10 protein-coding genes are annotated in these 23,066 nt (G+C 70.8%); 7 read left to right on the top strand and 3 right to left on the bottom strand.

Features of this window, described 5'->3' with window-relative positions:
• Positions 1-11 precede the first annotated feature (11 nt).
• Positions 12-848: a siderophore-interacting protein gene (locus tag ACIPC1_RS26350; protein ID WP_402521006.1), complete on the top strand. Its 837-nt coding sequence runs from the start codon at positions 12-14 to the stop codon at positions 846-848.
• Between the two features lie 71 nt (positions 849-919).
• On the opposite strand, the gene ACIPC1_RS26345 is transcribed toward ACIPC1_RS26350, so the two are convergent.
• The 3 genes from ACIPC1_RS26345 to ACIPC1_RS26335 all read right to left on the bottom strand — a co-directional run bounded on the left by ACIPC1_RS26345 (position 920) and on the right by ACIPC1_RS26335 (position 3,579).
• A complete protein-coding gene (locus ACIPC1_RS26345) occupies positions 920-1,696 on the bottom strand; it encodes an ABC transporter permease (protein WP_402521004.1) in 777 nt (258 codons plus the stop codon).
• A complete protein-coding gene (locus ACIPC1_RS26340) occupies positions 1,693-2,706 on the bottom strand; it encodes an ATP-binding cassette domain-containing protein (protein WP_402521002.1) in 1,014 nt (337 codons plus the stop codon). The genes ACIPC1_RS26345 and ACIPC1_RS26340 overlap by 4 nt, the downstream gene beginning before the upstream one ends.
• Positions 2,707-2,904: 198 nt before the next feature.
• The gene (locus ACIPC1_RS26335; RefSeq protein ID WP_402521000.1) at positions 2,905-3,579 is read right to left on the bottom strand and encodes a PadR family transcriptional regulator; all 675 of its coding nucleotides are present in this window, start codon (positions 3,577-3,579) and stop codon (positions 2,905-2,907) included.
• A gap of 238 nt (positions 3,580-3,817) precedes the next feature.
• Between ACIPC1_RS26335 and ACIPC1_RS26330 the strand changes: the two genes are divergently transcribed.
• The 6 genes from ACIPC1_RS26330 to ACIPC1_RS26305 all read left to right on the top strand — a co-directional run bounded on the left by ACIPC1_RS26330 (position 3,818) and on the right by ACIPC1_RS26305 (position 23,057).
• The gene (locus tag ACIPC1_RS26330) at positions 3,818-5,377 is read left to right on the top strand and encodes an amino acid permease (RefSeq protein ID WP_402520998.1); all 1,560 of its coding nucleotides are present in this window, start codon (positions 3,818-3,820) and stop codon (positions 5,375-5,377) included.
• A 488-nt stretch (positions 5,378-5,865) separates the two neighbouring features.
• Entirely contained in the window at positions 5,866-8,589 is a 2,724-nt protein-coding gene (locus ACIPC1_RS26325; protein WP_402520996.1) for a S8 family serine peptidase, read from the top strand.
• Position 8,590: 1 nt separating this feature from the next.
• Positions 8,591-13,252, top strand: a complete 4,662-nt coding sequence (locus ACIPC1_RS26320) for a DUF6603 domain-containing protein (RefSeq protein ID WP_402520994.1) — start codon at positions 8,591-8,593, stop codon at positions 13,250-13,252.
• A 31-nt stretch (positions 13,253-13,283) separates the two neighbouring features.
• Positions 13,284-14,486 carry a Kelch-like protein 17 gene (locus ACIPC1_RS26315; RefSeq protein WP_402520992.1) on the top strand — a complete coding sequence of 401 codons (1,203 nt, stop codon included), beginning with the start codon at positions 13,284-13,286 and terminating at the stop codon, positions 14,484-14,486.
• Positions 14,483-17,788, top strand: coding sequence for a hypothetical protein (locus tag ACIPC1_RS26310; RefSeq protein ID WP_402520991.1), 3,306 nt, complete (start codon positions 14,483-14,485; stop codon positions 17,786-17,788). The genes ACIPC1_RS26315 and ACIPC1_RS26310 overlap by 4 nt, the downstream gene beginning before the upstream one ends.
• Positions 17,775-23,057, top strand: a complete 5,283-nt coding sequence (locus ACIPC1_RS26305; RefSeq protein ID WP_402520989.1) for a hypothetical protein — start codon at positions 17,775-17,777, stop codon at positions 23,055-23,057. Before ACIPC1_RS26310 ends, ACIPC1_RS26305 begins: the two co-directional genes overlap by 14 nt.
• The last annotated feature ends 9 nt before the right edge of the window (positions 23,058-23,066 follow it).

Below are 23,066 nucleotides of genomic sequence, written 5' to 3'. Positions count from 1 at the left end.
GGGAGGCCGTCATGGCAGAGCGTCCGGAACGCAGGACTCCGAAGCCGCACACCGCGCGGGTCGTGCGGACCGAGCGACTGACCCCGCACATGCAGCGGGTCGTCCTCGGCGGCGAGGGCCTCGCCGAATTCACGGCGGGCTCCAGCACCGACCATTATGTGAAGCTGCTGTTCGGCGTGGAGGGCGTCACCTATCCCGAGCCCTTCGACATGAAGGTCATCCGCGAGGAGTTCCCGCGCGACCAGTGGCCCGTGACCCGCACGTACACGGTGCGCCACTGGAACCCCGAACACCGCGAACTGACCCTCGACTTCGTGGTGCACGGCGACGAGGGCCTCGCCGGGCCCTGGGCGGCGAACGTCCAACCGGGCGAGCTCGTACGGTTCAACGGCCCCGGCGGCGCGTACGCCCCCGACGCGAGCGCGGACTGGCATCTGTTCGCCGGTGACGAGAGCGCCCTGCCCGCGATCGCGGCCGCTCTGGAGGCGCTGCCCGCGGGCTCCGTGGCCCACGCCTTCGTGGAGATCTCGGACCCCGACGAGGAGCAGAAGATCGACTCCGATGTGGACGTCGTCTGGCTGCACCGGGGAGAGCGGCCCGTCGGCGAGGCGCTCGTCGAGGCCGTACGCGCCCTGGAGTTCCCCGAGGGCCGGGTACACGCGTTCGTGCACGGCGAGGCGGGCTTCGTGAAGGAGCTGCGCCGGCTGCTGCGGGTCGAGCACGAGTTCCCGCGCGAGGACCTGTCGATCTCCGGCTACTGGCGGCTCGGGCACAACGAGGACGGCTGGCAGGCGTCGAAGCGGGAGTGGAACGCGCAGGTGGAGGCGGAGCAGGAGACGTCCGCCTGACCGCAGGGAGGCATGCACGGCGGAAGGCGGCCACGCGTCACGCGAGGCCGCCCCCTGACGTTCCGGTCGGGTCACACCGACCGTTGGTACGACCTGAACGTCCGGATCGACAGCCACACCGCGACGATCGCCAGCGCGAGCAGCGCACCGCCCCTGCCGATCACGTCACTCCAGTGGGGGTTCTCGGACAGTGCCGAACGCCCCGCGACCATCGCCCAGTTGAGCGGATTGAAGTCCGCGACGTGCCGCATCCAGCCCGGCATCTGGGACGGCGCCATGAACGCCGAGGACAGGAACGTCAGCGGCAGCAGCAGGAACGTGTTGATGCCGATGATCGACTCACGCTCCCGGACCAGCATGCCCAGCGCGTTGGACAAGGCCCCGAAGACCGTGCCGAGCAGCACGGAGGCGACGACCAGGATCGCGACGCCGCCGATCCCGCCCGGGTAGTCCGCGCCACCCAGCAGCCCGAGCAGCACGATGATGACCGACTGAAGGGCGGTCACCAGACCGTTGTTGACGACATTGCCGTTCATCAGGGCCGCCCGGCTGACCGGCGTGGTCAGGAAGCGGTTGAGCGTGCCCCGTTGGATCTCGTCGAGCGTGGTCATGCCCGCCCACATGTTGGAGCTGAGCGCGCTCATCACGACCACCCCGGGGACGAGGTAGTCCAGATACGAGGTGGTGCCGAAGCCGCCCAGCTCGACGACCTTCTTGAAGAGGTTGCCGAACAGGAACAGCCAGACCACCGGCTGGATCAGCGTGATCAGCAGGAACGCCGGCTGCCGCACGAACACCATGAGCTGCCGCTGGGTCATGTACCAGGTCTGGGAGACGGCTGTGCTCATCGCGCACCTCCGGCGAGGACGAGGCCCTCGGTACCTGGCGCTTCCGCCTCGGAGTAACGGCGGCCCGCGTAGCGGAGGTAGACGTCGTCGAGGGAGGGCCGCGCGACGGTCGCGGTGGCGACACCGACCCCGGCGCGGTCAAGTGCCGCAAGGAGCGCGGGCATCGCGGCCGCGCCGTCGTCGGCACGGACACTGATCCGGCGACCGTCGACCAGCGCTTCGTGCACACCGGGCAGGCCGGTCAGCGCACCGCTCAACAGCGTACGACCGGCTTCGCCAACCGCTTCCCGCAACTCCAAGTGGACGGCGTCGCCGCGAAGTTCGCCCTTGAGGGCGTCGGGTGTGCCCTCGACGACCACCCGGCCGCGGTCGACGATCGCGATGCGCTCGGCGAGCCGGTCGGCCTCTTCGAGGTAGTGCGTGGTGAGCAGGATGGTCAGGCCCTCGTCCCCGGCGAGGCGGGCGATCTCGTCCCACATCGCGGTGCGCGCCTCGGGGTCGAGGCCGGTGGTGGGTTCGTCGAGGAAGAGCACCTCGGGACGGTGGACCAGGCCGAGGGCGACGTCGAGGCGCCGCTGCATGCCGCCCGAGTAGCCCTTGACCGGACGCTTCGCCGCGTCCGCGAGCTTGAAGCGGTCGAGCAGCTCGTCCACCCGGCGGTCGAGGCCGGCGCCTTTCAACCCGTAGAGCCTGCCCTGGAGTTGAAGGTTCTCCCGGCCCGTCGCCACCGGGTCGGCGCCCGAGCTCTGGGCAACCACACCGATCGCGCGGCGCACCCGGTCCGGGTGGCGCAGCACATCGTGGCCGGCGACGGTGGCAGTGCCTGAGTCGGGGCGGGCCAGGGTGGTGAGGATCTTGACGGTGGTGGACTTTCCGGCGCCGTTCGGGCCGAGCAGTCCGAAGACGGTGCCCGCCTCGACGGTGACGTCCATGCCGCGCAACGCGGTGACACCACCGGGGTAGGTCTTGATCAGCTGACGCGCCTCCACTGCGGGCGCACGGGTATTCATGACGACTGCTCTCCTTGTGAGCGGATGACAACACATCCGCAGGCAGCGGATGTGGACCGATCCGTGTGAAGAGCGCCGGGCTATCCTGGGTGTGCCGCACCTCGATCGCCTGGCCTGCTTCACCGCGGGTCCGGTCCGGGGTTCGAGACCCTGGCGGGGCTGCTCCAACAGCCCTGCCGGGGTCCGTTCGTGTCTGGGTCACTCGTCGATGGGTCGGCCCTCCAAGCCCTGGAGTTCATGCGGCTCCTGGAGCTCCTGGAACTCCGACGGCATCTCGCCGGTCTCGTGGAAGCTCCGCCACGCCTGCACACCGGACAGGGCGCCCGCCTTGAGCTCGCCCAGGAAGCCACGGACCCACTCCGCCTGCGCCTGCACCATGTGCAGTTGGTACTCGGTCTCCACAAGGAAGATCCGGGGCAGCGTCTCGTACAGCTTCTCCAGCGCCCCCCGGCCACTCGCGGCCTGCACGTCAAGGGAGTTGAGCCGCTCTTCGAGGAGCCGGGTCACCTCGTCGGGATGCAGCGCACCCATCAGAGAGAGCGCGGACTCGAAGATCGGATACTCCCGCGCCGGGACGGCCATCAGGTCGGAGAGCCACTCGGTCATCTCCTCACGCCCGGCCGCGGTGATGCCGTAGACCGTGCGCTCCGGACGATTGCCCTGCCGCTCCACGTCCGTGACCTCGACGAAGCCGTGCTTCTCCAGGTTCTGCACGACGGTGTAGAGCGAGCCGTAATTGATCTTCGTGCTGGTGTCCTTGCCCTGGCGGCGCAGCGTCTGGGCGATCTCGTAGGGATGCATCGGCTTCTGCAAGAGGGTCGTCATCACGGCAAGCGCCAGCGGGTTGCTCAGCTTGCGCCGCTTCATCGCCATGACACCCTCACCTCGTCTCCGAATATCCGTAGCCGAACATATCGCGACTGAGTGAACCCGTCAACACACACGATGTATCGCGATTCCAGGCCACCCGCAAGGCCGTGAGGACTTCGGCCCGCCGCGGACATGGCCGCGTCACGCGAGCGAAACAGGCCCTCCCTAATTTCTGTCACCCGACAGGAATACCGCCGGACTACCGCCCGCCCACCCTTCCGCGCCGAAGGCAGGTGCCACCGTGACCACCACCGCCCCCTCCGACGTACGCCCGGACCCACCCGAGTCCCCCGGCGACCAATCCCTCGCCGAGTTCGGCTACCGCCAGGAACTGCACCGCAGTCTCGGCCGGTACGCCTCGTTCGCCGCCGGGTTCTCCTTCATCTCCGTACTGACGACCGTCTTCCAGTTCTTCGCCTTCGGGTACGCGTTCGGCGGCCCCGTCTTCTTCTGGACCTGGCCGGCCGTCCTGGTGGGCCAGTTGCTGGTGGCCGCATGCTTCGCCGAACTGGCCGCCCGCTATCCGATCTCGGGCGTGATCTACCAGTGGTCCTCGCGGCTCTCGAACCTCTCCTTCGGCTGGTTCGCCGGCTGGATCATGGTGATCGGACAGATCGTGGTGGTCGCGGCGGCGGCGCTCGCGCTGCAGATGGTGCTGCCCGCGATCTGGTCCGGCTTCCAGCTGGTGGGCAGCGACCCGACGCCCACCAGTGCCGACGGCGCGGCCAACGCGGCGGTCTTCGGGGTGATCCTGCTCGTCCTGACCACGCTGGTGAACCTGCTCGACAACCGGGTGATGTCCCTGGTCAACCGGGTCGGCGTGACCGCCGAGATCATCGGCGCGGTCCTGATCATCGTGCTGCTGCTGACCCACTCCGAGCGCTCCCCCGGCATCACCTTCCACACCGCCGAGGGCAGCACCGGTCTGTTCGGGGCACTGATGGTGGGCTCCTTCATGGCGGCGTACGTGATGATCGGCTTCGACAGCGCGGGAGAGATGAGCGAGGAGACCCGCGATCCACGCCGTACGGCGCCCCGTACGATCCTCACCGCGCTCGGCGCGGCGGGTCTGCTCGGCGGGCTGATCGTCCTCGGCGGGCTGCTCGCGGCCCCGAGCCTCACGGACGGCCGCCTCGGGGTGGAGGGCCTGAGCTACGTGCTGACGAGCACCCTCGGCGACGGAGTCGGCCGCGCCCTGCTCGCCGACGTGGTGGTGGCCATCGCGGTGGCGACCCTGGCGATCCAGACGGCCGCCTCCCGCATGCTGTTCTCCATGGCCCGCGACGGCCGACTCCCCTTCTCCGCCCGCCTCGCCAAGGTCAACCCGCGCACCGGTATGCCGAACGCCCCGGCCCTGGTCGTCGGCGTCCTCGCCGCCGCCGTACTGCTCCTCAACTTCGCCTCCCCGGAAGCCTTTCTGGCCATCGGCACCACCTGCATCGTGATGCTGTACCTGGCATACGCGATGGTCACCGGCCCACTCCTTGTGCGACGACTGCGCGGGCAGTTCCCGGGCCCTGACGGCGTCGACGAGGAGGGCCGCCCCCTCTTCTCCCTCGGCCGCTGGGGTGTCCCGGTCAACGCGATCGCTCTCGTCTACGGCCTTTTCATGACCGTCAACCTCGCCTGGCCCCGCGCCGCGGTGTACGACCCGGCGGGCGGGCACTGGTACTTCCAGTGGTTCACCGTGCTGTTCCTGCTGGTCACCGTAGGTGCCGGGGCCCTGTACCGGTGGCGGAGCGCACAACGCGCGCACCCGGCCGAAGAACCCGTTCCCGCTCTTCCGGAACCGATTCGATAGCCGGCGTGGTCGGGTCCCTCCTCGCCCGAGGGGGGACCTGAGCCGCCAGGAAAAGAGGCCGAAGCGGCGCCGCGCGAGGGAAGATTTTGCGCCACCTTTTCGAGTGACACGGTGAGATTTCTGGTGCGCAACGGGACAAGCGCGCAGAGTGTACACCGATTTTGCGGAAGCGAAGATAAATCCGCCAAAGCAATTGACTCCAATGGGTGAGTGTTCCACTCACCGGAACGCCGCGGTAATGGCTGACCGCGTCTGGGCCGGTCAGGCCTGGTGTCCAGTCCGCGATGCACCCACACGGCACTTTCTACCGACGCGTTGACACCCGACTTCGTGAGCCCCAAGGTCGGCTTTGCGATGACGGGAAGCTTGCGGCATATTCCCCTCGCCGCATTTCGCGTTCCGGTCGACCACCCGGAACGTCAGTCGAATTTCTGTCCGAAAACATTTGATCCGAGATCAGGTGAATTGGGCATGGGGGGTTCGGGTAAGTGAGCAGCAAATTCGACGGGCCGCTGGCAATGCGTGTGCATGCGCTGAAGCAACTCACCCGCGCCGCTGAGGAAGCTGTCGCAGCCGCAGCAGCCCCGGAGGGCGCCAAGGGGGTCGCGGCTGCGGATGCCGCTCGGGCCGTGGAGTCCGAGCGGCGGGAGCCGGTCCAGGTCATCCTGCATTTCGAGGGCAATCTCGAAGCAGTCGAAGCGGCCGGATTCTGCACCGAGTTCCACACCGCACGGGCCGCGGTCGGCACGATCGAGGTGGCCGATCTCGAACGGGTCGCCGCGGTCGCGGACGTGGTGTCGATCCAGGGCAACCGACGAATGCGACTGAACGAAAGCACCGGGACGACCGACGGCCCGGACACTCTCCAGGCCCAGGTACTCCCCCCGCTGCCCGCGGGATTCACCGGGAAGGGCGTGGTCGTCGGCATCATCGACACCGGGATCGACATCTTCCACCCGGCGTTCATCCAGCCCGGCACCGGTACCGGCACCATCCCCCCGCAGACCCGCATCACCTCCCTGTTCGATGCGACGCTCCGGCAGACCCTGGAATTCCAGGGCAACCCCACCGGTGGCGCCGTCGAACTGAAGTGGCAGGCGCCGGCGCTGCCGGACGAGACGACGGGGCCGCTCAACCTCCCGCTGACCGCTGCCACGGTGCAGACCGCCCTGCAAGGGTTCAACTCGATCGCCCCTGGAGACGTCAACGTGACGGGCGGACCGCTCCCGGGGACCCCGATCCAGATCGACTTCACCGGAAAGTACGACAGCACTGTCATCGACAGCGCGACAATCGCTGCCATCCGCCCGATCCCCACCCTCACCGGAGGCACCAACCCCAAGGCGCTCATCAGGCGGGGCCGGATGATCACCCAGGCCGAGATCAACACCGCACTCCAGGCGGCGACGCCCGCGCCCTTCATCTCCCGTGACGTGAACGGCCACGGCAGCCATGTCGCGGGCATCGCCGCGGGAATCGGCACGGCGGCCCAGCCTCTGGGGATCGCCCCCGAGGCGGATCTCGTCGTGGTCCACTCGGACCTGCAGACCGCACAGAACCTGCAAGGGGCGCACCACATCTTCGACCAGCCGTGGCTTGCCACGGGGACACCGAAGAAATGCGCCGTGGTCAACCTCAGCGTCGGCGACTCCAGCACCGCACATGACGGCACCGACCCCATGGAGATCATGCTGGACGACTTACTGGTCGGCACGACCAGGAGGTCGATCGTCGTAGCCGCCGGCAATGACGGAGCCTTCTACACGCCGTCGGCCCCTCCTCCCTCCCCGCCGACCCCGTCCCCACCGCTGCCCGTGCCCCCGCCGCCGCAGGTACGCGGCGGGCAACACGCGTTCGGCAGGGCGCCGGCACCGGGGCCAACGGACAACGCCGTGCGGATCCGTTTCAACATCGAACAGAACGACTTGCGCGGCGACTGGTTCTACCTCTGGTATTCCGGCGCCGGAAGTCTCAGCGTCGACCTGGCCGCGCCGCCCACCGCGCCGGGCGCGCCGGCACCGACCGTGGGCCCGTCGCTACCGTTCGTGCTCAAACCGGACCCTGCCAACAATCCGGGCGGCGACGACCTGCCACAGTACAAAAGCGTGAAACTCGGCGGCACCAACGGCCACACGGTGTGGTACGACTACGCGCAGTCCGTCGCCCCGAGCGGCAAACGGCGCCTCATGCTCAACCTGGAACCGCCGACCGGCGCGGCGATCACCAAGGGGACCTGGACGATCACGCTCCACGAGACCGCAGGCTTCGAGACGCCCTTCGATATCTGGCTCGGCCACGAATCACCGGATCCGCCCGCCCGGTTCATCCGCTCCGACCAGTACCAGGGCCGGACCATCAACACCCCCGGCGCCGCACGCCACGTGATCACCGTCGGGGCGTACGACGGGAACAACTACCAACTCGCCGGCTTCTCCAGCCGGGGACCGAGCACCGATCTCCAACCCAAACCGGACGTGTGCGCGCCCGGCGTTGCGGTGAGATCGGCGAAAAGTGGCGGGGGGACGTCCGCCCCCTGGACGCTGATGTGGGGTACGAGCCAAGCCACGCCCTATGTGGCGGGCGTCGTGGCGCTGATGTTCCAGATGAACGAGAACCTCGACAACGGCGCCATCCTCGCCGCGCTTATCGCCACCTGCGACAAAACGAAACTGCCCCTGCCCCGCACCCTGGAGGACGGCTGGGGCGCGGGCCCGGTCTGTCCCAAGCTGGCGGTCGACGCGGTGAAACCCCCGCCTCCCGGCCCCGCCGCCAGCGCCGACGAGGAGTCATACGTGCTGCCCGAGGCCGCGTACCCGGCCGCCCACGTACCGCGGGCCACCCGGCTGCGGGTCCTGCGCGAGCGGGTGGAGGAGAGTGCGGCGGGGCGACTGGCGGTCGCACTGATCACCGCGCACCACGAAGAGGTGGGGCGGCTGGTGGCAACGCAGGAGCAGGTGGCCGCGGCCTGGCAGCGGATGAACGGGCCGCTCGTCCTGCGGCTGGTACTGCTCAGCGATCTCGATCCCGACGTGCCGGTGCCCAAAAGGCTCGGCGGAATCTCCGTGGCGGACGGATTGGCCGCGCTGCTGGAAGAACTGGCACGGGTCGCAAGTCCCGCGCTGCGGGCGGACATCGCCAGGCACCGCGACTTCACGCTGGCCCTGCCCGGGGCGCGGCTGTCCGAACTCGACCAGCAGATGCGGGTGAGCTGACATGACGGCGAGCCGGGCAGGGACGGTGGAACTGGTGGCGTGCGAGATCGCCACCGCTCTGCAGCCCCTGGAACAGCACTTGAGCGCCGACCGGCGGATCGAGTTCTTCCAGGATCTGGGTCTGTGGCTGCCCGGGGGGCTGGACGACGCCGCGGGGGCGATCGGCACGGTGGCCGTCCAGGCGGCCGGTCTGTCACCGATCATCCTGCGGCTCAGCGCCGCGATCCAGGGTGGCCAGCCCGGCCCGATCATTCAGGAGGGCGGCGCCCTCCTGGGCGCCCTGAAGGAAGTCCTCACCGCGATCACCGAGCTGAGGCCGGCGCTGGACACGGCGGTGGCCAACGCGTCCGCCCTGACGGACGCCCAACGGACCCGCCTGCGGGCCGAGATGGAGCAGCTGCCCAAGCGGCTGCTGGACTACGTCCTGATCACCTATCTGGAGGGCAAGAGCACCGGCGTGGTCGAGGCGCTCACGATGGTGGGCATCATCGAGGACCTTCCGGCGTTCTTCGACCCCAACGACTTCACCGTGCTGCCGGTACGGCGCAAGGTGCTGCACCTCGACCGGCTGCTCACCCTCTTCACCGATCCCGCCGAACTGCTCAGCGAGGTCTTCGACTTCGGCAGCACCGCGTTCGACGGCATGAAGCTGTTCCGGCTGCTCGCCGACCAGTTCCTCAAGCACGACCAGAACTACTTCTACAAGGGGCCGCCCGACACCCCCGACACCCCGCCGACGCTGGACATGTACCTGGCGCGGATGACCGCCGACACGTCCGTCAGCCCGCCCGGCCTCACCGCGGAACTCCATGTGATGGAGGGGGAGACGATCTCCCGCAGGACGGAGCTGAGCCCCCTGTGGACCCTCCTCCTCGACGCGAGCGCCACCGTCACCTCCGAGGCGACCGCGCACCTCGCCCCGCCGCTCAACATCACCCTCCAGTCGGCCGCCGCACTGGCCCTGAACGTCTCGCTCGGCCTGGAGGCCAAACACGCCGACGAAACCCCCGTCCTGCTGCTCGGCCAGGCCGGGGCCTCCCGCCTGGAGTTCCAGCGTTTCGCGGTGACGCTCGGGCTGGCGGCGACGGCGAACGCCGGCGGCAGCGTCACCGCCGAGCCCTCCGCCCAACTGGCCCTGGAAGGCGGCCACCTGCTGATCGACCTCTCCTCCGGGGACGGCTTCATCGCCACCATCACGGGAGGCGGGAAGATCGAGTCGGACTTCGCGCTGCGGGCGCTGTGGGCACCCTCGGCCGGGCTCCGGCTGGAGGGCAGCGGGTCACTCGACCTCGCGATCCCGGTCCATCTGGAGCTGGGGCCGGTTGAGATCACCACCTTGTACATCAGCGCCGGGATCGGCTCCGGCGGCGCGCTGCCGCTGGAGATCTCCGGCGCCTTCACCGCGGAACTCGGCCCGATCACGGCGTCCGTCGACCGGGTCGGCCTGATCGTCTCCGCGAGGTTCCGCGACGGCGGCAACCTCGGGCCGCTGGATCTCGACTTCGCGTTCAAACCGCCCGACGGGGTCGGGCTCGCGGTGGACGCCGGCGTCATCTCCGGCGGCGGGTACCTGAAGGTCGACTCCGACCGGGGAGAGTACGCGGGGGCGCTGGAGCTGGAGTTCGCCGGCTTCCTCTCGCTGAAGGCGATCGGCCTGATCAGTACGCGGATGCCGGACGGCAGCGACGGGTTCTCGCTGCTGATCATCATCACCGCCGAGTTCGGCGGCGGCGGTATCCAGCTCGGGTACGGATTCACACTGCTCGCTGTCGGCGGTCTGATCGGCCTGAACCGCAGCATGAACCTGCGGATGCTGACCGAAGGCGTCCGCACCGGCCGGATCGAATCGGTGATGTTCCCGCAGGACGTCGTCGCGAACGCGCCGCGGATCATCAGCGACCTGCAACTGTTCTTCCCGCCGGAACAGGGCAAGTTCCTGATCGGGCCGATGGCGAAGATCGGCTGGGGCACACCCACCCTGATCAGCGTCTCGCTCGGCGTCATCATCGAGATTCCCGGGAATCTCGCCGTCCTCGGCGTCCTCAAGTGCATCCTGCCCACCAAGGAACTGCCCCTGGTCGTCATCCAGGTCGCCTTCATCGGAGCGATCGAGTTCGACAAGTCGCGGCTCTGGTTCTACGCGCAGCTCTTCGACTCCCGCATCCTGACCATGTCGATCGACGGCGGCATGGGGCTCCTGGTCGCCTGGGGGGACAACCCCGACCTGGTGCTGACAGTCGGTGGATTCCATCCGTCGTTCACACCGCCCGCGCTGCCGTTCCCGATGCCTCCCCGGCTGTCGATCGACATCATCCACACGTCCGTGGCGCTGATCCGGGTCTCCGGCTACTTCGCGGTCACCAGCAACACCGCCCAGTTCGGGGCCGCCGCGGAACTGCGCCTGGGATTCTCGGACTTCGGCATCGAGGGGCACCTCAGCTTCGACGCGCTGTTCCGGTTCTCGCCGTTCGCGTTCGTCATCGGCATCTCCGCCAGTGTCTCGCTGAAGGCGTTCGGCGTCGGCCTGTTCGGTATCGACCTGCGATTCCAGCTGGAAGGACCGTCGCCGTGGCGGGCGCAGGGGCGCGGCTCCATCTCGCTGCTGTTCTTCGAGATCTCCGCCGACTTCGACATCGGCTGGGGCGAGGACCACAACACCACGCTCCCGCCCGTCGAGGTGCTGCCCCTGCTGGCGGCCGAGGTCGCCAAGACCGAGGGCTGGCAGACCCGGCTGCCGACCGGCGGCACCAACCCGCTGGTCAACCTGCGCCCCCTGCCCGACACCGACCAGTTGGTCCTGCACCCGCTGGGCACCCTCTTCGTCCGGCAGCGGAGCATCCCGCTCGGGGTGCGGGTCGACCGGGTGGGCTCCCAGAAGCCCAGCGACGGCAAGCGGTTCACCATCGCCCCGGACCCGGACAGCGGCCTGGTGCAACTCTCCGTACCCGACGAGAAGTTCGCGATGGCCCAGTTCCAGGACATGGACGACGCGGCCAAGCTGTCCAAGCCCGCGTACGAGGACCAGGACGCCGGTCTCGAACTCAGCGCGCAGCTGGAAGCACTCAGCTCACCCCGCGTGGTCCGCCGCAGCGCCCGCTACGAGACGCACGTCTTCGACAGTCGCACCAAGGCTGCCGCCGCACCGGGCACGAGCGCCACCGCCGCTGCCGCCCCGGTCGGGGCAGGCACGTCCAGCACCCCCAAGCGGTTCCAGAACGTCAGCAGCGCGGTCTTCAACCAGTTCCTCAGCGGTAGTTCCACCAGCCGTTCGCCGCTCTCCCAGCAGGAGGCCCGGCGCAAACAGCACTTCGCGGCCGAGGACACCGTCCAGGTCACCGCGCAGCGGTTCGTGGTGGCGTACGTACGCAACAACCTCCAGGCGCTCCCGCCGACCGCCGGCGTGGCCCGGGGAGCGACCACCTTCCGCAGCCAGACCACCGCCGCCGACGCGCTCGACGAGTGGGTCGCGGCGGATCCGAGCCTGGCGGGCAAGCTGCACGTCATCCGCGAGGCCGAGGTCGCGGCCCCGCTGACCGCCCCGGGCACCTGGACGGCCGCGAACCCGGCGCCCTTCGAGGCCGCGGACACCGGCGCGGTCCGGCTCGCCGGGGGCGCGGTGCTCATCGCCGGCGGACGGGGGCCGACCGGCGAAGCACTCGCCGCGGTGGCCGTCTTCGACCCGGTCCGGGGCACCTGGACGGCTGCCCCGGAACTGGGCAGCGCCCGGCACGGGCACGCCGTCACCCTGCTCGCCGACGGCCGTGTCCTGGTCACCGGCGGACGCGGGGCGGACGGGGCACCCCTGGACTCGGCGGAGCTGTACGACCCGGTGGCCGGCGCCTGGACGGCGGTGGCCGAGCCCATGGCGACGGCCCGCCACCGGCACTCGGCGACCCAGTTGGGCAACGGCCTGGTCCTGGTCGCCGGCGGCGCCGCGACCCGCTCGGCGGACAGTGAGCGCTCGCTGTCCACGGCGGAACTCTTCGACCCGCGCACCGGGGCATGGGTCACGGACCCGGCCAAGCAGCCGCCGCCGATGACCGAGGCCCGCGCCGGCCACCGGGCCGTACTGCTACCGGACTCCGGCCGCGTCCTGGTCACCGGCGGCGCCCTCGCCACGGGTGGCGGCGAGACGGCGCTGGCGTACTGCGAGCTGTACGAACCGGACGCCAACGCCTGGACGCCGGCCGCGAGCCTGGCCACCCCGCGCAGGGGCCACCAGGCGACCGTCCTGGCCGACGGCTCGGTCCTCGTCACCGGTGGCGAGGCGACCGCCACCGGGGCCGCGGGACGGTTCGATCCCGCAGCGCTGGCCGCCGCGGAGTCGTACCACCCGGGCGCGGACAGCTGGACCCGGGCCGCCGCCCCGGCGGGCGGCCGGACCGGACACCGCGCCGTGCCGCTGCGCACCGGACGGGTCCTGCTCCTCGGCGGCGCCACCGGCCCCGCCGGGACCACCGGATACCGCAGTGCGACGGTCTACGACCCGGACACGCGCGCGTGGACCGGCGTCGGGGGCCTCGGCACCGGACGCCGGGACTTCGCCGCGGTGGAACTGGCCGACGGCCGGGTGCTGGCCGTCGGCGGGGTCGTACGGTCCGGGGCCGCGGCACCCGGCGGAATCGATGTGCTGACCACCACCACCGAGATCTTCACCCCATGACCACGGGCAGCCCCAGGAGAGGTTCGACGCGATGACCAGTCCCACACTGGCGGCCACCGGAGCCTGGACGAAGGCCGGTGATCTGCCCGCCGCCGCCAGTTGGTACGGGCAGCACGACGGCCCCGTCCTGCTGAAGAACAACAAGGTCCTGCTCGTCGGCGGCAGCGACGCCGCCTCGGCCGCCACCAACAAGACCGCTCTGTTCGACCAGACCGGCACCACCCCGAAGTGGACGGCCGGGCCCCGGATGCAGTCCCCGCGGCGGCTGCACACGGTGACCCTGCTCGCCGACGGGAAGGTCCTGGTCACCGGCGGCACCAGCGGTTCCTCGCCCACCTCCGCCGGGCTGACCTCCGTGGAGCTGTACACGCCGAGCGACACCGGCGGCTCCTGGAAGACGGTCACCAGCCTGCGCGAAGGCCGTTACGGCCACAGCGCCGTCCTGCTCGCGGACAACAAGAGGGTGCTGGTCACGGGCGGGACCACGGTCCGCTCCGGGGACTCGGTGAGAGCGCTCGCCTCGGCCGAGATCTACGACGTCGCCGCGGGCACCTGGACCGGCGCCGCCCCGATGACCGATGCCCGCAGCGGCCACAGCGCGGTGGTCCTCAAGGGCGGTCAGGTCCTGGTGGCCGGGGGCACCGCGCCGGTCTCGCCCACCGGCGGGACCTCGCTCGCCTTCTGCGAGCTGTACACGCCGAACGACACCACCGGGACCTGGACGCCGACCGGGAGTCTGCTACAGCCCAGAAGCGGCCACCAGACCGTATTCGCCTCGGACACCACGGCTCTGGTCATCGGCGGCGCCACCCCGGGCCTCGCCGGCGACGGCACCTTCGACCCGTACCGCGGCCTCACCGGCGAGCGGTTCGAGCTGGGCGCGGGCAAGTGGGCGCCGCTGCCGGCGGTCGGCCCGCCGCTGACGCCGGGCGGCCGGGCCCAACACCGGGTGGTGGCACTGGGCTCCGGTCAGTTCCTGGTGATCGGCGGTACCGCCGACGACCGCGACGGCGCCGGCTACCAGAGCGCGCTCATCTACGACGAGTCCGCGAAGTCCTGGAGCGCCGCGACCGGACCGACCGACGGCCGCTGGGCCTTCGGCGCCCTCGCGCTGGCCGCCGGCAAGGTGCTCGTCACCGGCGGCACCCTGGCCGCGGGGATCGCCGCCGCCGACCCGGACAGCGCCGAACTGGCGGCCACCACCGAGGTGTTCACCCTCGGAGGCACGCCGTGACCGCGAACGCGTACTCCTTCCTGCCCTGGCTGCGCTCCGGCATCTCCACCAAGATCAAGGACACACCGGTCGCCCCGTCCACCCGCGCCACCATCCCGGTCAAACTGCTGGTCTCCGCGGACCCGTTGGCCGGCGGCGACCGGATCGACAAGCCGGTGCAGCAGCCGGTCCAGCTGTACGGGCCCGGCGACGTGGTGGGCATCGACCCGCGGGCGATCTCACGCACCGAACCGCGCCCCTGGATCACCAATGTGGAGCCCAACTACCTGGCGCACATCGAGTTCTACGAGGAGAACTTCCCCTGGCGCTACAGCCCGGCGGCGCCGGACCCGGTGACCGGCCGACTGCTGCCGTGGCTCGCGCTGATCGTGCTGGAGGGGCCGCGGGACGATCAGCCGGGTGAGTTCGAGGAGGGCGCGCTCCCGGACCGGCCGCTGCCGTTCATCACCGTCGCCGACCCGGCCTCGACTCTGCCCGACGCCACGCAGTTGGGCGCGTGGGCGCACGTCCACGTCAACGGCCAGATCGACGACTCGGTCGTATCGGACGAGGGGCGGATGGCGGGTGCCCTGGACGGCCTGCGCGAGGTGCTGCGCACCAACGCGGACAACGCCTGCGCCCGGCTGATGTGCCCGCGGCACCTGCTGCCGAACCGGCCTTACCACGCCTTCCTGGTACCGGCCTTCGAGACCGGGCGGCTGGCCGGGCTCGGCTACGACCCGGGTCTGGTCGCCGCGGCCGGGAAGGACGCGCTGTACTCCAGCTGGGGCGAGAACTACGACGGTCGGCAGGGTGCCGGGCAACTGCCGTACTACTACCGCTGGTTCTTCGGCACGGGGAGCGCGGGCGACTTCGAGTACCTGGTCCGGCTGCTGCAACCGCGCAAGGCCGACGACAAGGTGGCCCGGCGCGATGTGGACGTGCGCAACCCGCCCGGCGGCAACCTTCCCGGGATCACCGAGCCGCCGGAACTCGGCGGGGTGCTGAAGCTCGGCGGGGCGCTGCGGGTACCCGAACGGCCCCTCGACATCTGGGACGACTGGGACGGCCGCTTCCCCCTGCCGCCGCCCGCGCCCGTCCTGCCGCCGTATCCGCACCCCTTCCAGTGGGCGCTGGCGGGGCTGGTCAACCTGGCCGAGGAGTACCAGCAGACTGCGCCCGCCGTGGCGCACGCCTCGCTGGCCGCCGCGGCCGGGGCGCCCGAGGTGCGGACGCTGGCAGGCGAGGTGGACCCGGTCATCACCCCACCCCTGTACGGGAAATGGCACGCACGGACCTCCCGGCTGCTGACCGGTGCGGACGGCACACCGATCCCCGAGCCGGTGAACAAGAACTGGGTGCACCGGCTGAACCTGGACCCCCGGTTCCGGATCGCCGCGAACTTCGGCACCCAGGTGGTGCAGGCCCGCCAGGAGGAGTTCATGGCGGCGGCCTGGCAGCAGGTGGGCGACGTACTGGAGGCGAACAAGCGGATCCGGGCGGCCCAGTTGGCGCTGGAGGTGGGGCTGGTGCTCCAGCAGAAGCACCTCGATCCGCCGCCCGCGCCCCAGGGCGTGGCAGCCGGCGCCGCCGACACCGCCGCGGCGAGGGCACTGCGCCTGGCCGCGCCCGCCGGTTCCCGCGTGACCCAACTGCCGTCCCCGGCGGCGGCCCTGGCCGAAGCCGCCGAGAACATCGCGGTCGGGTTCCAGGTGGCGAGCAGCCAGGTGGCCGCGGCGCCGGTCTCGCCGGAGATGCGGCGGATGCTCCGGCCGGGTTCGCGGCTGATCCGTACGCTGCCGTTCGGCGACGGATCACCGGACGAGCTGCTGCCGAAGATGGACCGCCCGGCCGGGACGTCCGGCGCGGTCACCGCGGCGGTGGCGAAGGCCACCCCGTCCGCGGTGGTCACCGTGAGGGAACTCACCGACCGGCTCGGCCGACCCGCCGGACCGGGAGCGGCGCCGGAGGCAGTCGGCGCGGACGCCCCGGCCACGGCGGCCGGGGACCCCGAGGAGGACCCGACCAAGGACCTGCCCACCAGCACGGCCTTCGTGATCAGCCTGCCCGAGGAGGGGATCGTCCCCGCGACCGGCGGCGGCGACAGCCTGGAGGCACTCCGGTTCAAGGACGGCCTGCGGGACAACTACCGAAGCGCGCTGGACGCGAACGTCGGCGGGCGGACGGAGGTCCGCGGGCAACTCGGAGTGGCGCAGACCACCGACCAGCTGCTGACCGGACTGAAGTCCGACACCACGGTGCCGAAGAACCTGCTCGGCTCGGTGCAACTGCCCGAGCGGCTACAGCCGTTCGCCGCACGGTTCCTGGAGGCGATGGCGTACCCGGTGATCGACCTGCCGATGTTCCAGTCGCTGATCGACATCTCGGTCGACACCTTCGTGCCCCGGCTGGATCTGGTGCCGCAGAACACCATCACGCTGCTGGCGACCGACCAGGAGTTCATCGAGGCGTTCATGGTCGGCCTCAACCAGGAGATGGCCCGCGAACTGCTGTGGCGGGAGTACCCGACCGACCAACGGGGCACCCCCTTCCGCCAGTTCTGGGATCCGCGCCCCGCGCTCTCCCTGCCCGGCGAGCAGCCGGCCGAGCGCACCGAACGGCTCTACGACATCACGCGGATCGCCGACTGGACTCCCGGGTCGGTCCTCGGCGACCACGACAACCGGGACGCGGCCGGCAACCAGCAGGAGGAACTCGTCCTGGTGATCCGCGGGGACCTGCTGAAGAAGTACCCGACCGCGGCGATCTACGCGCACAGGGCCGACTGGGACCGGGATGAGGACGGCGCCCCCCTTCCGGAGCGGGAGCGCGTGCTGGCGACCGTCCCGGACCAGGAGCATCCGCCGCCCGACCTGGTCAAGTTGCCGATCTACGAGGCCAAGGTCGAACCGGACATCACCCTGCTCGGCTTCGACCTGACCGCCGACGTGGCGCGCGGGCACATTCCCGACGACCCTGGCTGGTTCTTCGTGATCAAGGAACGCCCCGGGGACCCCCGGTTCGGGGTGGACGAGGAAGGCCAGGGAACCGATCTGGTCGAAGTGTGGAACGACCTGTCCTGGAAGGACGTGGACCCGCTGGAAACCCGTTTCATCCGGCTGGATCCCGCCGTGGTCGTCCCGTTGCACGACTTCGACGGCTCGGAGGACGACCAGGAGAAGGAGGAGCAGCGGCGTGAGGACATCGAACTGCCTTCCTGGCACGACAAGCTGAGTTCCGCGGACATCGCCTACATGCTCTTTCAGGCGCCCGTCCTGATCGCCGTACACGCACAGGAGATGCTGCGCGATGTCACTCAGTGACGACTTCCCGGTACTGCTCGGCCCGGTGCGGCTGGAGACCCGCTTCACCGAGACCGAACTGCTGGTTCGGGTGTTCCCCGACGAGTGGGCCATCGACAAGTCCGAACCGCACCCCAGCGAGGCCGAGTTCGGTGCGCTGCGCGCGTACTGGACCGCGCTGTGGCGGGCCGCCGGTCTGCCGCTCGCCGAGCAGGCGGCCTGGCAGGAGTTCACCGGACGGGTCGCGGTGGGCCGGGCGACCTGGCTGACGAACACCTACCCGCCCGCCAACCCCGGCGAGAAACCGGCGAACGTGCAGGACGGGACCGCTGTCCTGGTGATCGCCGGTGCCGCGGCGCCGACCGCGGCCGACCGCGCCCCCACTGTCACGTACTGGACCGCCGTCTGGCGGGCGCACGGCGACCGGGCCCGGTTGCGGGCCGCCGAGAACGCCCTGCTGGTCTCGGTGGGCGCGAAACGCGCCGCCACCATCCGCGGCGTGCTGCCCACCGGGATCGACGGCGCACCGCTCAGTTCCTCCGACGCGGTGGTGCTGGCCTTCCTCGTGCTGCCCCGCCCGGCCGCCATCGCCTCGGACTCCTGGACGCAACCGGCCAAGGCACAGTTGCTGCCCGACCGTTTCGTGTTCATGGGGTACGTGAACGGGGAGCAGGTGCTGACCGCGACCGGTGCGCCGATCACCGGTGACCTGGCGGTGAGCCCCGACCCCGGCGAGAGCGACCAGTTGGAGCTGGACGAGGACACCGGCGTGCTGAACGTCCCCGCGGCCCTGCTCTGGCTGACCGACTTCGACGAGGCCGTCCGGGTCGGCATGGGCGTGCGCGTCCCACTCGAGGACCGGACCCGCGACGGCGTACAGCGGCTGGTCGTGATCGGTCTGCGGGAGCAGCAGACCGCGGACGTCTCCGCCGCCGAACTGGCCGCGCTGATCACCCGGCAGTCGCAGAGCCCAGCCGGCTACAGCCTGCTGCCGCAGGGCACTCCGACCAACAACACCACTCAGGCCCCGGCCGGGCAGAGTCCCACCGAGGAGGCCGCGGCCGGACTGCGGGTCCGCTCCGGGCTGCGCGCCGCGGCGGCGACCGCCGACTGGACGGCGAAGACGGACGGTCAGTGGTTCGCCGAACTCCTCGGCCTGGACACGGCCGTGCTGACCGGCCTGCCGAACGCCGACCGCACCGACCAGCGCGAAGCCCGGGCCGCGCACACCGCCCTGTGGCCCGCGACCTGGGGCAACTTCCTGCGCACCACCCTGCATCCCGTCCTGTCGCCGCAGGCGGTGGAGGAGACCCGGGCGTTCTTCGTCTCGTACGTCTCCGGACGCGGCCCGCTGCCCGCGGTGAAGATCGGCCGGCAGCCGTACGGGATCCTGCCGACCACCGCCTTCTCCCGCCTGGCCTGGCCGGCCGACGACCAGTCGGACACCGCCAAGCACCGGCGCGCGCTGCACCGGGTGCTGGACGCGGCGCAGGCCGACTGGGACAAGGCGAAGGGGAAGGTCGCCTTCGTGGCACCCGCGGACCCGCGGAACCCGGTGCCGGTCCCCGGCGACCCGCATCAGCAGCTGCTGGACATCCTGGCGCTGCACCCGACCTCGGCCGAGTTCCACCAGCGGTACGCGGAGAGCGTGGAGGACCTCTACAACCGGCGCAACCTCGGCGCCGACGGCCCCCGCGTGACGGAGATCCTGGAGACGGAGCTGCGGATGCCGCAGCCCATCCGGGATCTGCTGGCCCGGTTCGGGTACCCGGCGAACCCGCCGGACGTGCCCGACCCGGACCTGGTCCGCCGGCTGTTCGTGGGCACGCAGTACCCGCTGCTCGGTCCGCTCATCGACGACCGCCCGCTCTCCGAGACCGACCCGGTCCGCGCGTACACCCCCAAGCCCCAGGAACTCAACTACCTCCAGTGGCTGGTGCAGAGCGCGCGGACCGACCTGGACACCCTCCGGCTGGAGAACGGCTTCACCGACGGCCGCCCGCCGGCCGCGCTGCTGTACCTGCTGCTGCGGCACGCCCTGCTGCTCGGCTGGGAGGACGCGGGCCGCCGCCTCGCCGTCACCGCGGGCCACCCGCCCGCGTCCTTCGCCGACCCGCTCTTCCTGCACCTCCGCAGGCTGCGGGGGGACGAGACCGAACTGCCGCCGAGCGAGAGCCGCTACCGGCAGCTGTACGCGCCGGACCCCGCGATCACCGGGGACCCTGACCGGCTGGTCCACCAGTACATCCCCGACGTCCTGGACACCGGTCCGCAGACCGCCCCGCTCAAGGAGCAGATCGACGCCGCCGCCCTCCTCGCCGGCCTGCCCACCGCCCGTCTGGAACGGGTCTTCGCCGAACACCTGGACTGCGCGACCTACCGCCTGGACGCCTGGCGGCTGGGCCAGGCCAACGAGCGGCTCGCCCAGCTCCGCTACGGCGCGGACGGCAGCGGCACCCCACAACGAGGGCTGCACATCGGCGCGTACGGCTGGCTCGAAGAGGTCCGGCCGAAGACCAGGAACCTCACCCAGGTCCCCCTGACCGGCAAGCTCGCCGAGGTCTTCAAGACCGACTCGATCGCGCACGACCCCCTCAACGGCGGCTACCTGCACACCCCTTCGCCGGCCCACGCCCGTACCGCCGCGGTGCTGCGCGCCGGATACCTCGCCAACGGCTCCCCGCAGAACCAGAACGCCTTCGCGGTGAACCTCAGCTCCGAGCGGGTCCGGATGGCGCTCACCCTGCTCGACGGGCTGCGCCAGGGGCAGTCGCTGAGCGCGCTCCTCGGCTACCGCTTCGAGCGGGGCCTGCACGAGAACCACCCCGGGATCGAGCTGGACCAGTACCTTCCGGTGCTGCGGGCCGCGTTCCCGCTGCGCTCGGGCAAGTTGTCGAACGTACAGGACCCGGACGGCGAGCCCGAGATCGTCGAGGCCCGCAACGTCGTCGACGGTCTGGAACTGGTACAGCGCGCGACCCGCGGTGGCACTCCCGAGTGGCCCTTCGGCGCCACGGGCATGGGACCCGACCCCCTTCCCGCCGAACAGGACGCCATCAACCAGGAGGTGCGGAACCTGCTGAACCTCCATGACGCGCTCGCCGACCTCGCCGTCGCCGAGGGCACCCATCAGGCCCTGCTCGGCAACCCCGAACGCGCCTCGGCGACCTTCGACGCCTATGCGAAGGAGGGTTTCCCGCCCGCGCCCGCCGTGGTGGAGACCCCACGCAGCGGTATCACCCTGACCCACCGGTTCGGCCTACAGCTCACCCCGGGGCTGACCCCCAACCACGGCTCCGGCCTGTTCAGCGGCAACGGCCCGCGCGCCCAGGCCGAGCCCGCCGTCAACGCCTGGCTGCCGGCGCTGCTGCCGGCCCAGCAGGACGTGGTCGTCCTGGTCGGCTGGACCGACCCGGTCAGCGGGCAGACGCGCAGCCGGTTGGTCACCCAGGCCGACCTCGGGCTTCAGCCGATCGACCTGCTGTGGGCGCTGCGCCCGGTCGGCGAGTCCGCGATGACCGACCTCGACGACCGGATCATCGGCGTCGTCATCGACCGCGACCACCCGCGCCCCGACGCGGTGCTGACCATCCGCTACACCCAGCGCGTCAACGGCAAGATCACCCTCTTTGAGCTCTCTCCGCTGGTGGACGCGCTGCGGACGCTGCTCACCGCGTCCCGCCCGCTGCGTCCCAGCGATCTGGTGGCCGCCGCCGGGACGACCGCCCTCGACCGGACTGCCGACGAGGCCGTCTCCGTACCCAAGGAACGACCGGTCGCCGTACGCGACGCCCTGACCGACCTGGGCGAGGCGGTGAACGACCTGCTGACCGACCTGACCCCGCTCTATCCGCCGGACCCCGGCACCCCACAGCGGGCCGAAGTGCTGGCCGGGATCGACGGATTTCTCAGCGAGTACGCCGAGTTGATCACCACTGCCGGTGGCTTCGGCATGGTGCGCAGCGGGTGGGGCGAACTCACCGCCTGGCGGCGCGGGGTGTTCACCGAGGTGCTGGCCGCGGTCGCCGACACCGCGGCCCGCATGGGCCGCTCACTGGCGGCGGCCGACGTCCTCATCGCCCAGTACGACGCGCTGCCGTCCGCGACCCCCGACGAGGATCGGTTCAAGCTCCTGGAACAGGCCGAACAGCTCCTCACCACCAGGCCGACCAGCCCCCGTCCGGCCCGTCCGTCGCAGCTGAGGGTGACGGTCACGCTGCGCCGGTCGGCCTTCGACAACCGCCTACGGGCCCTGGTGGCGATCGCCAGGACGACCGAGACCACGCTCAGCGGTCTGCTCACCAAGGTGCGCGCCCTGCTGCCGCTCGGCGACTTCGACCCCACCGGCCTGGACCTGACTCCGTACGAGGATCGAATCGTCGTCTACGGCCGCGATCTGCTCACCCGTACCCAGGCCCTGGCGGCCGGGATCACCCGGCGGATCGGCGCCACGGTCAAGCCCTTCGAGGCGTACGACGCGGCCGTGACCGGTCCCGACAAGGTGCAGGCCGCCACCGACGCGCTCCAGGCGATGATCGGAACGGACGTGCTGGTCGTCCCGGAGTTCACCCCCGCCCAGCAGCTCGCCGACGACTGGCGGAAGGCACGCAACGACAGCGCCAAGCTGACCACCCACCTCACCCAGGTCGTCAAGCGCGACTTCCCCGTGGATGACTGGGTGCACGGCATCGCCCGGGTACGGGACAAGCCGCGGCTGTGGGAGAAGGCGGTGGCGCTCGGCGACGCCCTGCGCGGGCCGGGCGGCCTGTTGAGCAACATCGTCGGCTGGCAGGAGCCCCCGCTGACCCCGGTCCAGCTGCCCTACCGGCCCGATGACGCCTGGCTGGCGATGGAGTTCAAGGCGGGCACCGAGATCACCGAGGACCGGCTGCTGTTCACCGCGCACTACGCGGCCGAGCCGTTGCTCGGTTCCGCGAACCGCTGCGGCCTGCTCTTCGACGAGTGGACCGAAGTCATCCCGGCCACGAAGGAGACCACCGGGATCGCCGTGCACTTCGACCGGCCCGACTCCGAACCCCCGCAGGCGATGCTGCTCGTCGTCCCGCCGGTGCGGCGCCCGGGCGGCTGGCAGTTGGACGACCTCGTCGCCGCCGTCCACGAGACCTTCGAGCTGGCGAAGCTGCGGGGCGTCGAGCCCGGGCACCTGGACGACACCGCCTACGCGCAACTCCTGCCGGCGACCGTGATGTCCGCGGTCCGGCAGCCCGTCACGCTGTCCACCGATCTTGCGGTGGCCAACCTGCGGTGGAAGGCCGAGGCCAATGACTGATCCCCGCGT

The sequence above is a fragment of the Streptomyces sp. NPDC087263 genome (assembly GCF_044744645.1).
GTDB lineage: Bacteria > Actinomycetota > Actinomycetes > Streptomycetales > Streptomycetaceae > Streptomyces.
This window is presented reverse-complemented; position numbering and strand designations above follow the sequence as displayed.